Origin of the sequence: Cardinium endosymbiont of Sogatella furcifera (assembly GCF_003351905.1) — a bacterium.
Taxonomy (GTDB): Bacteria; Bacteroidota; Bacteroidia; order Cytophagales; family Amoebophilaceae; genus Cardinium.
The window spans coordinates 440,958-454,433 of sequence record NZ_CP022339.1 but is presented as its reverse complement, the minus strand read 5'-3'; the positions used below and the strand labels follow the sequence as shown (position 1 = coordinate 454,433).

At 37.5% G+C, this 13,476-nt stretch carries 10 protein-coding genes; 2 read left to right on the top strand and 8 right to left on the bottom strand.

All coding sequences use genetic code 11. The features are described from left to right. The first annotated feature begins 292 nt into the window (after positions 1-292). Positions 293-1,285, top strand: coding sequence for a hypothetical protein (locus CE557_RS01980; protein ID WP_114909943.1), 993 nt, complete (start codon positions 293-295; stop codon positions 1,283-1,285). A gap of 603 nt (positions 1,286-1,888) precedes the next feature. Here the strand turns inward: CE557_RS01980 and CE557_RS01970 are convergent. From CE557_RS01970 to CE557_RS01935, 8 genes are all read right to left on the bottom strand, one after another. Then, positions 1,889-2,431 (bottom strand): CvpA family protein, encoded by a 543-nt coding sequence (locus CE557_RS01970; RefSeq protein ID WP_114909941.1) that lies wholly within the window; start codon positions 2,429-2,431, stop codon positions 1,889-1,891. Between the two features lie 61 nt (positions 2,432-2,492). Continuing rightward, positions 2,493-3,176: an SIMPL domain-containing protein gene (locus CE557_RS01965; RefSeq protein WP_114909940.1), complete on the bottom strand. Its 684-nt coding sequence runs from the start codon at positions 3,174-3,176 to the stop codon at positions 2,493-2,495. Positions 3,177-3,350: 174 nt separating this feature from the next. Then, on the bottom strand, positions 3,351-4,619 hold the full coding sequence (locus CE557_RS01960; protein ID WP_114909939.1) for a hypothetical protein: 1,269 nt from the start codon (positions 4,617-4,619) through the stop codon (positions 3,351-3,353). Between the two features lie 190 nt (positions 4,620-4,809). After that, positions 4,810-6,108, bottom strand: a complete 1,299-nt coding sequence (locus tag CE557_RS01955; RefSeq protein ID WP_162789946.1) for a hypothetical protein — start codon at positions 6,106-6,108, stop codon at positions 4,810-4,812. A 386-nt stretch (positions 6,109-6,494) separates the two neighbouring features. Then, positions 6,495-8,042, bottom strand: a complete 1,548-nt coding sequence (locus tag CE557_RS01950) for an Rne/Rng family ribonuclease (protein WP_114909937.1) — start codon at positions 8,040-8,042, stop codon at positions 6,495-6,497. A 527-nt stretch (positions 8,043-8,569) separates the two neighbouring features. Next, a complete protein-coding gene (locus CE557_RS01945) occupies positions 8,570-9,235 on the bottom strand; it encodes a nicotinamide mononucleotide transporter family protein (protein WP_114909936.1) in 666 nt (221 codons plus the stop codon). Continuing rightward, entirely contained in the window at positions 9,232-9,435 is a 204-nt protein-coding gene (locus CE557_RS01940) for a hypothetical protein (protein ID WP_114909935.1), read from the bottom strand. The genes CE557_RS01945 and CE557_RS01940 overlap by 4 nt, the downstream gene beginning before the upstream one ends. An 81-nt stretch (positions 9,436-9,516) precedes the next feature. Continuing rightward, a complete protein-coding gene (locus CE557_RS01935; RefSeq protein ID WP_162789945.1) occupies positions 9,517-11,784 on the bottom strand; it encodes a BamA/TamA family outer membrane protein in 2,268 nt (755 codons plus the stop codon). Positions 11,785-12,109: 325 nt separating this feature from the next. Here CE557_RS01935 and recA point away from each other — a divergent pair, with 325 nt between their 5' ends. Next, positions 12,110-13,120 (top strand): recombinase RecA, encoded by a 1,011-nt coding sequence (recA, locus tag CE557_RS01930; RefSeq protein ID WP_114909933.1) that lies wholly within the window; start codon positions 12,110-12,112, stop codon positions 13,118-13,120. Positions 13,121-13,476: the final 356 nt, after the last annotated feature.

The following is a 13,476-nucleotide window of genomic DNA, read 5'->3' as shown; positions in this document are numbered from 1 at the left end:
ATAATTCCAAATAAAGTAAATAGAAATCTATACAATTCTACCATAAATGGCAGGTGGTTTTAGGTATTGGTCTATAAAAATGATACCATCTACAAGTAGCCTTGGATAATTGTAAAAATTTATATATCATCCATTATAGGGTAGATGATCAAAAGCATAGCAGTATCCAGATGCTATCTACTTCTATTTATTATTTTCCTAGCACAGTACGCATAAATGTATATATCGTTTCAGAACAGCAAGCAACATGTTCTATGAAGCAATGGCTTTTATAGCATAATTTAGATAAACAATGAAAAAAACAAAAAACAAAATCATAAAAGGTGTAAAAGTATTAGTAAATGGCCCATTGTATTGCGCTCTATTTTTTTCATTGGGATTGGATTGTGGTCAAGAAAAACCAAAATCCATCCTCGATGCACGAAAGCCAATAGATACTGAACCAAATAATCCACCCGATAGTACATCAGGTGAACCGATCGATCTTGAATCAGATGATCCATCAAATGTACTTATCGACCAGGAAAATGATTTATCCAATCAATATAATATAGGTAATGAGCAAGGTGAAGACAATCCAGCATTTGAGTCTAGCCCAACGCACTCAACCGATGACCCTAAAGATGTATCAGCGCAACCCGATGAGGAGGCAGTATCCGTTCCACCATCACAACCGTCAAATAGTTCTCCTAAAGTTGTGGTAGAAGAAAGCAGTAGCAAGACCAATAAAACCAATAAGCCGCTTATGCCGGGGCAACAAAATGGCTCTAAGTCGAGTAATAAATTAGATCCGAAAAATACCACACCAGTCAGTCCTAAAAAGAAAGAGGCTAGGTGTAATCCTCACAAGGTGACAGATCCAAAAAGCTCCGAAGTGAATAGGGATCGATTAGACCATGTTAAGACAAAAAATAATACGCAAGCAAAGCCTCAGCCATCAGGTGCTAAGCGGACAACTTCACATTCATCAAACGATATAATCAACCCGGACGTACAGAAAAAGTTGGATGAATTATCTAACCTACTAGATGAGGTGGAAAAAAAGCTAGATACGTTAAAACCTCTAATGAATGAGGAAGAAAAGAATAATGAAAAAGGTGTGGTAAGACAGACAGAAGAATTTCTCAAAGCAAATTGTATTGAGGATGTTAAAGATAGAATCAAGAGTTGGACACAAGAAGAGCAGAAAGAACATGTAAAGATTCTATTAAAGCTAACACAAGTTTACGAAAAAGAGTTGAACAGAAAAATAAGTAAAAAACTAAAACAACGTAAAAGTAAGTAATCGCTACACTATATCAAGGATATAAAAAAGCTATAGTCTAAGTAGTTAGACACTAAGAAATTCAACCTAAATTGGGTTCGTTTTTTCACAGCGTCTCCATATTATATAATGTTTTTGATATTCAATCTAATTGGTATATTAAGGGTATGGTGGCTGTCGATAAATGAAGTGAGCATTTTCAGTAAACTTATAGTTTTCTGATGATCTGTTCAAGTCACTGTTTTTTGTGTTAGAAGAACAACGCCCCTGTAAAAAGTCGTGGTGTAGAAAGTGGCATCATACAGATGATTAGGGAAAACAGTTTCCTTTAAAGCCCCCAAAGAGGGCGATTTCTGTTTTTCCATTTGTAAGATGACGCGTTCAGCGACTTTTTGCACAGGTCTTGATTTTTTGTTACTTTCTTGTTAAGAAATAAGTAAAAATAAAAATGTCTTACTAACCAGTGTCATGAATAGACACATCGTTTCATTATTTTTACTGCCTACTAACTTTTTATTGGTAGCCATGTGCAGTGGCTCTATACCAGCTATCCATTTGTTCCTCTGTGCTAGAATAGATTCCCTTAAGCCCCCGCCATTGTGTGAATAGATAGTTAAAAATGGCTTATGGCTTAGACCTAACAAGGGGTATATCTTTTATTTGGCACCACTGTTTAAATGGGTATAGATGATCTATCGATGTGAAGCATTGTAAGATTTTTGGCGCAATGGGCTCCAATAGTGGAAATAAAAGGCTGGTATCTGTATAGATATGAGGAAAGACCGTAAGTCCTAAACAACCCCAAAAGTAAATCAATAAGCTTATAAAAAATGCCACTTTACATAAGCCAAATACCCCCCCTAATAGGTTGTCAAACATACCCAACAGGCTAATGACCACAATGCCTTTAATCAATTTTGTTAACAAGTAGATCACCAATCCGCCTATGAAAAGCATTAGAATGGCTAAGCAAATAGGCAGGCAAGCAGCTAAGGCAGGTAACTTGTCTGCTATAATAGGTAGCAATGTATAGAATAAGGCTACTCCTTTTATAGAGCCAAATACCAATAGGAAAGAGGCAATCAGTTCTACAATAAACCCTTTTTTTAGCCCATTATATCCCCCCCAAATAAGTGGTATAATGAGTAAAATATCAAGACCATTCATATAATTTTATCAATTAAAAAATGGTATCTAAGCCACAAACTAGCAACCTGAGTAGGTATCGTTATTGAATAGTGTATTCCATTTGGGTCACTACACGTACCTTTTTTTTGGTAGGTATATGGGTATCCTCTATAGAAAAAACACCTTGAGTGGCTCTACGTACCATTCCTAAACGAACATCTGAATCAGTGGCAAGTTGATGCGCAGCTTTTTTTGCATTTATAGTGGCCTCTTGAATCATGGATGGCTTAATTACATTTAAATCTGTAAAGATAAATTTAGCTGGCCCATTCCAGTGGTACGTTAAGCAAACCCCCATTTTCACTAGTTCGTGAGATTTTTGTACCGTTTCATAGACTAAAAATATATTTGGTGTATGTACGATGACTTCCATGCTGGTGGAATACCTACAGCGTTTTAAATCATGTTTCCCATGGTCACGTAACTCAGGAGTGCCATAGATAATTTCTTTATCTACAAATCCTTTCTGTTTTAGAAAGGCAACCAATATTTCTGTTTGCTTTATAATTTGTGCATTAACTTGTTCTAAATTATCATCTACTGCTTCAAACCTAATAGTCCATATACCTACATTGGCATCTACCTCCCGCTCTGCAAGCCCTTTTACGCTCATATAGGCTACAGATTTTGAGCGAACATAGCAAAATGCTAAGCTAAAGATCATACTACTCACCACCAAGCCTATACTCAAGATAATGGCAGCTTTTATTTTGTTTGCATTCATACCAATATATTATATTATGATATTATTTATCCCTATCCTTATTGCCTGATCTCTTGAAGCGAGCTAGGAGGACATTATCTATACCCAACCAGCTCAGTTTGTCATCATTGGTTATATTATGACAAACTGAGCTGGTTGGGTATAGCTTTTATTAAGCATTAAGGTGTACAAATCTTACAAGCTAAACTTTATGCACCCAGACCATTTATGCTCCATGTCTTTATCTTTTCCCTCTTTTTGTCTCCCTTCTTTTATGAGACTATATCCACCAGAAAGCGTAAAATATTTGTTGACTTCATAGGCAACGGTTGGCACTATATTATACTGATATTTAAAAGCTTGAGCGGGCTTGTGCTCTTCCTCGTTTTCTAGTGTGCTTAGATAAGATCCTCTTATAGAGAGTGTCCACTTAGGTGTTGCACAGTACGCTAACATAAGTCCTCCTCCAAGTGCACTTATCGCATACAGTGTATCTTTTTCCTTATCTATATAATAGGCTGCACACATTTCTTCGCGTTCTTTATCATCTTGAATGGCTGCGGGCCCTGGTAGGTAATCACCCAAACCATACACATAAGCACCCTGCATGCTAAATGTAAATTGCTTAGGTATCTCATACTGAATGCCTAGATGGCCACCCCCAGAAAGAAAGTAATGTGTTTTTGCGTCTTTCTCATGTGTACCATGTGTATAATCTGTCAAGCGACCCAAGCCACTTAGACCAATATTCCACTGATCTGTAACAATCCCTACATTAATGCCAAAGGCTGGAATACGATCTTTAGTCTGAACAGGACGTTTTTTATCGTCTAGTTTGTCCCATTTATTTACGCGACTCTTCTCTTTTTCGTCATTATCTTGTTCTTCTGAGTGATTTTTATCAAAACATCCCACTTTTAATGCAAGGGGCCTTTCAATCGCATAGCCGAATCGAAAGCAATCAAAACTATACGCATGCTTTAATTGCAATACAGTTACACTTGGCGATATAAGCAAGGAACTATCTGCTTTTTCATAACCAAAAATAGTAGAAGTATAACCCATTGTTACCATCTTCCCAATGATTACAGCAGCATTTTTAATCTTGAATTCTTTTCCTTTCCAACTAGTGCCTATAGAAACTTTTGCCTCCTTATTACACCAAGCTTTTGGCACATCTGCACTAAATTTTAGTTGTGCAGCTAGGCTGTTTTCAGTAGAGAATGCTTCATCTTGATATATAACAGAAGGACCCATCGTAACCGTAGCACCCACCTTTATGAGCTGTTCAGTTTTAGTGGCATCCTTTGCTGCCTCTTTTGCTTCTAAAACATCCTGCTCTACCAATGGTGCACCATCTACCTCATCTGCTTCTAATTGGAAGTCATATTGATCAGCATATATAGGGTCTATTGTTATACTATTGGCAAAAAATAAGCCAAGTAACGCGATTTTAATTTTCATAGCAAAATAGGTTAAAAAAATTATATAGTTTACAATTATCCTCCTGTCTAAGCCTCTCTTGCAAGAAGGGCGTAAAAAGCTAGCGACCTACCTAACCAATAGCCTTGCTGCTTTAGGCAAAATACAATATCAGATAATTAGCTCCATTATAATAAATATTACGGTTATAAACAATATTTGTACAGCGTAACTAATCTGCCTCTAGCAACTCTTGGAGACCTTCTAGTTTGGTTATGTCATTTAATGTATTATCCTTACACTGGCGTTCTTTGCACTTTAGAGTCTTATAGGGGGTATATTTTATAGGCCGTATAGAAAGTCCCACTTGTAGATAAAGCGCTGGCTGTTTATACTGAATATTATAATCATGGGATTTTGTATCGGTAAATTGTTTAAATTTTTGCTTTTCCATAGAAAGGCGCATAATGCATGAAAGGTAATCTGTAAACTGCCGCTCATACCCTAATCCCAAATTATAGGCCAATGCTTGATGTAAGTAGGGACCAAAGGTGACCAGTTTAGAGAATATATGGCCCAAGTGTTGGACATAGAATAGGCGCATGTCTCCAAAAAATCGATGTTTTTGATCGCTAAACATATACCAGCCACATTTAACAAACCATCTGCCCTGCGTGGACCATTTTTTATGCAAAATGTATGCCTTATACGTTATATCGTCATCATTGTGGATCAATTTATCAGTCCTATTAAAGAGCATTTCTCTGCCAATACCTACAAACAGCTGTTTCCAGCAAATATACTGTATCCCTAATGTAATAGGTAACCCCAATCCTTTGCCTTGAAATGCTGTGTTGGTAACCCTACCATATGCAGTATGATTAGATCGATTAAAGCCACGGACTTGATCTAATGTATCGTGGAACCAATTGGGTTTGTATACTTCATTTGTCTGGGTTATAAAAAAGTAATTACCTTTTTTCCTTTGCAGTAAATGGATCTGCTCCAATTGATTGGTGTAAAAAACAGCCCCAAGGCCTATGCTGCAATCAAATGAAAAGTTCGCCCATCTGCTTGATACCTGCTCAGGTGTAGTGGACTGAATAAATGTGTGAACACCCAGCAATTCTTCCAATAACGTGTCTGCAGCTACTTCATTCAACGGGTTGTTGTGATGTGGTAAAAGGGATCCTTTGGTAGCAAGGGCAATGACAGAGGAATCGCTATTTATCTGGGTGTTGGCTTGTTGCAAATAAGGTATAAGGTTAATGTTGTGCCATATTTGTTTGGATAAACCGCCGGTTGCGGCCTGTTGCAGCTGATATACTGCTTGATTCGCAAAGTTTTTGTTTTTTTTTATTTTTTTAAGGCTATTTTGCTTGCAAAACTCAGCTATCTTTTGTAGGATTGCAGAGGAGTTTTTGGCTGCCGTACTTTTTATACGCCCTGCATGGGCATTTATAGATAAGCAAAGTAGAAAGCTAAAAGTGCTTATTAAAATAGGGGTTATACTACATTTAGGTAGCTTCATGCGCTCCATAATTAATTTTTATTGTTCATCGCGCTATATTTCTTAGCATCATTACCTTTTTTATACTTTATTCAACTGGTTATTACAAGCTGATAAGAAGCAAAAAATAATGTAGATCTATGGTTTATTACCCGCCATGCCTCCTCAAAAAGGATCGCTTGCTTGATGCCTTAGATCAATTTAAATCCCTTTTCTGCTTAATATTAATGTAATGGTTCCTTGTGAATTATACAAGTTTATATAGGGCCAGCTGGCTGAGCAGTGGTTTGCAAGCAGGTAAAAAGTCGCATATATATATTCTGTTTTACGCCATTAAAAGGCAATAAAAAAATAGACTTAGCTTAGTAGCCAGCCAAGTCTATTCAAGATAATAATATAAAAAAGCACTAATGGAGTTCTATTTCTTCTTGATTTTGATTGACCAGTTTATAATCTGTGATCGCCATAGAGGAATCTTCCACCAAGGTCACCCATCTACCATATTTTAAGAACCATTTCAATCGTTTAGAAATCAGATTTTTCGTAAAATAGGCATAAAGATAAGGATGTACCAAAAGCCTTATTCCTTTTTCATTTTGATTCATTAAAACAAAACGTAAGCTTTCTTCAATTCTTTCTGAAACCAATATAGAGGCATCAATCTTGCCTGTTCCATTACAAGATGGGCAAAGCTCTCTGGTGACTACATTCATTTCTGGACGCACCCGCTGGCGTGTGATTTGCATGATGCTAAACTTTGACAGGGGTAAAACAGAAGTTTTAGCACGATCTTCTTTCATAAGCTCCTTCATCTTTTGATAAAGGAGCTTGCGGTCCTCTATGTCTTTAATATCTATAAAATCCACAACTATAATCCCGCCCATGTCCCGTAAACGCAGCTGCCGTGCAATTTCTTGTGCAGCAGCTAAATTAACGTTTAAAGCCATGTTCCCTTCTTCGTCCACCGCTCTATTCCCGCTGTTCACATCAATGACATGCATGGCTTCCGTATGCTCAATCACTAAATAACCGCCCCCCTCTATGCCAACCGTTTGACCAAAAAGTGTTTTCAACTGCCGCTCTATGCCCAATTGTTCAAATAGCTTGATCTTACCTTGATGGAATTTAAGAATTTTCTCCTTATCAGGTGCAATAGTATGTATATATTGTTTTATTTCAGTATAAAGGAGCTGGTCATCCACCACAATACTGTCAAAAGACTCATTGAGCATATCCCGTAAAATAGTATAGGCCCTATTTACTTCTCCTATTACTTTTTCGCCGGGTAACGCAGCGGCTAATTGCTCTATCCCCTTTTTCCACTTGTCGATAAGGTCTTTCAGATCCCTGTCTAATGTGGCCACATCAATGCCTTTGGCTACAGTACGCACAATGACACCAAAATTTTTAGGCTTAATGGAAGCAATTAAACGATGTAGCCGATCGCGCTCTTCAGCATTGGTAATCTTTTTGGAAATACTAATCGTATCTACAAAGGGTATGAGGATCATATAACGACCCGGTAAAGTCAATTCGGAAGCTATACGAGGGCCCTTACTTGAAATAGGCTCCTTGACAATCTGAACCAATACTTCTTGCCCTTTTGTCAGTAGATCCCCAATTTTACCAAGTTTGTCTATGGATGGCTCAACTACAAAGGTGGCTAGATGCTTTACATTGCCCTGCTGATGCCGCACAAATTGAATCGCTTTTTTCAAAGAATTGAATTGTGGACCAAGATCCAAATAATGCAAAAAAGCATCTTTTTTGTACCCTACATCCACAAAACTTGCATTTAAACTGGGGACTACTTTTTTAATAACACCCAGATAAATATCTCCTACTTTGAATTTATTGTCTTCTTTTTCTACTTGATATTCAAAAAGATTTCCATCTTTTAGCAGTGCTATTCTACAATTATTATCCGTACTATTAATTATCAATTCGTTACCCACGCGCTCATTTTGTTTACGTTTTTACAGAAACCAAGAAAGCAATTAGTAGCTATTTAATAAATAGTTAAACAAAGCAGATAATAATGCTTCTTGACACTTAAGGGCTATCTATTTTTCTTTTTATGTCTATTTAACCTAAGCCGTTTTTTACGCTTATGTGTAGCTACTTTTTGTCTTTTTCTTTTCCTACCACAAGGCATTTTACTAAGATTTCGTAAGTTATATATGTTATACCACTCTGGAATAGAAAACCCTTCTTCCCTATATGTTGGTCAGAAGCCTCTATTCACTTATGTTTAAATGTCTATTAACTTAAGGCGACAAACCCTACTGAAAGCCCAATACAGTTTAGGCACTGGGCATTAATCTCTCTAATTTACTGTTTTTTTCTTTAACTACATGCATGTTGCGTATGGTTGTACCTATTATAGCGCCGTAAGCCTTGTTTTTAGCTTCAACTAAATGGTGCAACAGCTATTGTAAAATGGCCATGTAGCTCGCTTATAACAGCTACGAAAGGTGGGTCGCTAAGATGCTTTCATTGTTTTGTAGGATAAGTACCATTTTATTTGCCCATAAACACCTATACACGATAAAATAAGGTAATGCATACTGAACATGATGGCGCCTTTTTGATAGCAGGCTAGGGCGAAAACTATATATCGAAAAAGGGCGATCATCCATCTTTCTAATTTTTTATGCGACATCAACCATTTGTCCATAAAACCAAAAGCGAGGTAACAATCATCTCCATACGATGATGTATTAAAATATCTACCTGCTATAAAGTGCCAAACCATTCCCCCCACGATACTCATACCGGTAATGGCTAAGAATACGCTATAGGATGTTCTACTCACTTTTACAGGCTTGCGATGGGTGGTTCCCTTCCATCTTAAATAGGCATATAGATTAAAGAATATAAAAATAATGCTATAGACTACTTTGCCATAGAGTCGCCTAACGGAGTAAACATAAATATTTGTACAAGCAATAGGAAAAGCCAAAATTTTGCTCCAAATATTTTGACGTGCCTCTAAAACATGGGCAAAAATGGATGCAACTACTAAACTACATTCCAATATGTTTCGTTGGTTATGGAGCAGCCATTTACCTGCACCAATCGTGGCTGTAAAGGGTTGCTCGATGATCATATGGCAAGTAATGCCAATAAAATTAAGGTATAGCATCATCCTTTGCCATCTATATGCTCTATACCCATGGGTTCAGTGGGTTGCAGTTGGGTACCATTTCGTTTGAGCTGTGCATTAGATTGGGTATGGATTTTACCTATTAGCTCATATACTTCTCGAAAAGGCTTTTCAGACAAGGCTTTAATAATTATATTCACTTCAGCAATACTTAACCTAAGTGCTATTGTATTTGGCTGCATATACTTATGACCTATTTAGGTTTTTTTATTCAAAAATAAATTTTGCCCTGTTACCATAGCAGGAAATGGCCTATCCTATTCTTAAAAAGGATACCCAATGGCTAGGTTAAAAGCGGGTTTTAACTTTTTTAGTGCCTTTCCAGAAGGTCTGCGTAATGGAAAAGCTAAATCTCCACAGAGTACAAAGGTATTGTAAAAATTCAATCTTAATCCACACCCGCCGCCTAAAGCAAAAGATTTGTAAAACTTATCCCTATAGAATTGCATAGCTCGGGGGGCATCTTGTGACAGCCGCCAGGTATTGCCTATATCCAAAAAAAGAGCACCTTCTAGATAACCCATTAATTTTTGACGCAATTCTATATTGCCTAGCAAGAGTAAATCACCTTTTTGCTCCTCTTGTTTATCTCTTCTTTCGTACAGACCAGGGCCAATTATTTGTCTATCCCAAGCCCGCACACTACCATGTCCCCCTATGGCATATTGTTTGTCTGGATGCACGTTATCTGCTGTTGTATAGCTTTTAGCCATACCAAACTTAGCTTGGTAAGCTAGTGTCGTATGGGTTGTAAAATTAAAAGCATGACGATACCCTATATCTACTTTAATATACCTATAAAATTGGAATGATTTAGGTAAAATCTGCTTAAACAGGGTAAGGTGCTCAAATAGGCCGCCATGTTCTATGCCAATTGAAACCATCCATTTATATCTGTCTAACGCGTTGAGATAGAGCGTTGGGGTTGCCGCTCTTATGGTGGCTATACACCCTATGCTCGTCAAAAAAGAAGGTGCTCTTAATTTTAGTTGACTGACTTTTGTTTCATCTATGACTTTAGGGTAGTTAAATACCACTTTAAAGGGATAAAATTCGTATGCAACCTGTTTACTATACCAATCATAATTTAAGGTGGCATCTATTTTTTTGTTACTGTAAATAGGATTTTTTGTAAAACTGTAGCCAATGTCTATGCTGGTGCTTGGATTAAAATTTTCCAATATTAGGTTGCGCTTTTCTGGTAAACAGCATATAAAACGTGGCGTGGTAAATTTACCACGCAATCCATATGCAATATTCTGCGCAAGCTTGGTAGCTGCTTTGGTTATGAACTCCTCCCTAAGTGCAATACTGGCCTCTATATGCAGTATGCCTAGCCCACCAACCCGTCTTATGGTAGTGTTTAATTTGATAGTAGGGCGGAGTCGCTTCAGGTTGAGGTTAACACATTCCCCGCCCAATTCTGTTTGTAATCTTACACGTTCATAAGGCTTGGCATGAATATAAATGACCAGTTGCTCCGCTTCTACTTTGGGCAAAATCGAAATGGACTCAAATGTGGCAATGCGATAGAGTCGTTCATAGGTTTCTAGAATTTTACTTTTGTTATAAAAATCACCAGGGCGAAGGGGTATTTTTCTTGCTAGATCGTCTAAAGGATAGCGGTCGGATGGGACCAAAAAGTCAAGACCCTGGCATGTTTTGGTTTGCAGATGCGTAGCACTGCATTGGTGATCTTTTTGGGTGGTTAGATCTACTACGACACGGCCTATTTTTGTTTGATGCACGCTGGCTTCCGGTATGTCTACTATAGTAGTCACAGTCATAGTATGATTTTTCTCTGATAGATACGCTTTAAAGTATACATATTGTTCATCACATTCAAAGTAACCATGGTCAGACAATAAGTTGATAATACGCGCTTGTTCGTTAACAAAATCTTGATATTGATAAGGGCAACCTACCTTAATGAAACTTTCATCATGGTGGCTAGCTAATAGCGCTCGTATTGGTTTATAATTTATTTGTAAACTTGTTGAAGCAATGCTATACAAATGTTTTGGCTTTATGGAATAGGTAACACATACTATTTTTTTTTTAAAATCAGTTTTAGGTGTAATTTCAGCATCTAAATATCCTTTGGCATGTAGGTAGTTTAAAAATATTTTTTCATTATGGTGTACATATATTGGGTCATAGTGTAAGGGTTTTTCACCCATACGCATGAGGCGGTTCCCATTTGCTATGGTATATTCTTTGCGCTTAATAAGTCGATCTCGTTTGGCGATGCACTTCATTTTTTCTTTTTCACCTACTGCTTTACCGATGCGGTAGGCATATGCTTGCTGAATAGAGGCTATTTCATTTTTTATCTTTTCAACACTGTGATAATTTTCTCCCCATTGATAGAGCCATTTTTCAATAGGCATACCTAAAAAAGTTGCGTGGGGCTGATAAATAGAGTGCTTGTGTAAGGCTTGCTTGTGTTTAGCATTGACGCCTATGATTACCTCTTTGATGGGTAAAGCAGCAGCTGTATGTAGCCAACTCATGACTAATAGTAGTTGCATGATAGATGGTATAAGCATTGCTTTCTGCTTGCTTAAGAAATAAGTTTTCAACTTTTTATATTAAAAAATTTAAAAGGGTAGCCTACCCATTTGGAGCTTTACCAAAGATACGAGATATTGTGCAGCAGCTCTACCTTGTATACAAGATAGAGCTGCTGGGATGCTATATCAAATAAATGTACTATCTTTATATAGGGAATTCTGCCCATACGCTTTAGAAGGGATGGGTTTAATTTTTTTTCGTAGCATGGTCATATTATTGAATAGCTCTGTAGTAAACTACTAAAAAATTTAGGCCATTTTTATTTTTTAAAACTTATACTATATGACTGATCATACAGAAGAACCAAAAGTTTTACAAGTTGCCATTGATAAACTAGAAAAGACGTATGGCCCCGGAGTAGTTATGCGGTTAAGCGACAATCATATAGTAGATATTCCTGTCATCTCCACAGGCTCTTTGGGTTTAGACCTAGCACTAGGGGTGGGTGGAATACCTCGTGGCAGAATTATTGAGATTTATGGGCCAGAGTCTTCTGGCAAGACCACCCTTGCTTTACACTGTATTGCAGAGGCGCACAAGAGAGGGAAGCTAGCTGCTTTTATTGATGCGGAGCATGCTTTTGATAGAAGCTATGCAGAACGCTTGGGCATAGATGCAAAAAGATTGTATGTCGCGCAACCAGATGATGGTGAGCAAGCGCTGGACATAGCGGAAAAGATGATTAATTCTTACGAGATAGATGTTTTAGTCATTGATTCTGTAGCAGCATTGGTGCCTCGTAGTGAACTAGCAGGGGATATCGGTGACAGCAAGATGGGGTTACAGGCACGTTTAATGTCACAAGCCATGCGAAAACTCACCGGAGCTATTAATAAAACGGAGTGTGCTTGCATTTTTATCAATCAACTTAGAGAAAAGATTGGTGTGCTATTTGGTAATCCAGAAACCACTACTGGCGGTAATGCATTAAAGTTCTTCTCCTCTGTTCGTCTAGATATCCGTAGCTTAACCCCACTAAAAGAGAGTGATGGTACCGTATCAGGGAAACGCACACGGGTTAAAATCGTAAAAAACAAAGTAGCCCCTCCTTTTAGGGTCGTTGAGTTTGATATTGTCTATGGAGAGGGGATATCTAAGGTTGGAGAACTGATTGATATTGGTGTAGAATTGGGTATCGTGAAAAAGGCAGGCTCGTGGTTTTCTTACGAAGAGCATAAGCTCGCCCAAGGAAGAGAGGCGAGCAAAGAGTTCTTAAAAGACCAGCCAGAGTTGTGTAACAAAATAGAAACAGATATTAAAGCAAAAATTGCCGATGCGATGTATAAGGTTTAGATAGATATTTTAATTGCTACCTACTACGGTTAGCCTAAGCTATTTGTTACATCGATTATTTATATCCCTTGCTTATAGGCCACCGATAAAAAATACTGCTTTATCGGTGGCTATAATATACCCCTAATACCTTATAAAAAAGCAGCTCGTTTTACATATACCCTCTTGGAATGCAGTGTGACATTTTATGCCTCGCTTTTATTAATTTGGAATTGTAATTTATTTTTGATAGTATCAATTAAGCTTTAAACTTATACATATGGCATAAGTGGCGCATGGGTACCATTATACTGCATTAAGGTTTTTTTGCTTGATTATAAAAAGTTAAGCAGGTAAGGCCATATGAATGGGGTATA

Bases quoted from the DNA above. Each gene is read 5' to 3' on its own strand.
- CE557_RS01980 (WP_114909943.1), top strand. From the start codon at position 293: ATGAAAAAAACAAAAAACAAAATCATAAAAGGTGTAAAAGTATTAGTA.
- CE557_RS01970 (WP_114909941.1), bottom strand. From the start codon at position 2,431: ATGAATGGTCTTGATATTTTACTCATTATACCACTTATTTGGGGGGGA.
- CE557_RS01965 (WP_114909940.1), bottom strand. From the start codon at position 3,176: ATGAATGCAAACAAAATAAAAGCTGCCATTATCTTGAGTATAGGCTTG.
- CE557_RS01960 (WP_114909939.1), bottom strand. From the start codon at position 4,619: ATGAAAATTAAAATCGCGTTACTTGGCTTATTTTTTGCCAATAGTATA.
- CE557_RS01955 (WP_162789946.1), bottom strand. From the start codon at position 6,108: ATGAAGCTACCTAAATGTAGTATAACCCCTATTTTAATAAGCACTTTT.
- CE557_RS01945 (WP_114909936.1), bottom strand. From the start codon at position 9,235: ATGATGCTATACCTTAATTTTATTGGCATTACTTGCCATATGATCATC.
- CE557_RS01940 (WP_114909935.1), bottom strand. From the start codon at position 9,435: ATGCAGCCAAATACAATAGCACTTAGGTTAAGTATTGCTGAAGTGAAT.
- CE557_RS01935 (WP_162789945.1), bottom strand. From the start codon at position 11,784: ATGCAACTACTATTAGTCATGAGTTGGCTACATACAGCTGCTGCTTTA.
- recA (WP_114909933.1), top strand. From the start codon at position 12,110: ATGACTGATCATACAGAAGAACCAAAAGTTTTACAAGTTGCCATTGAT.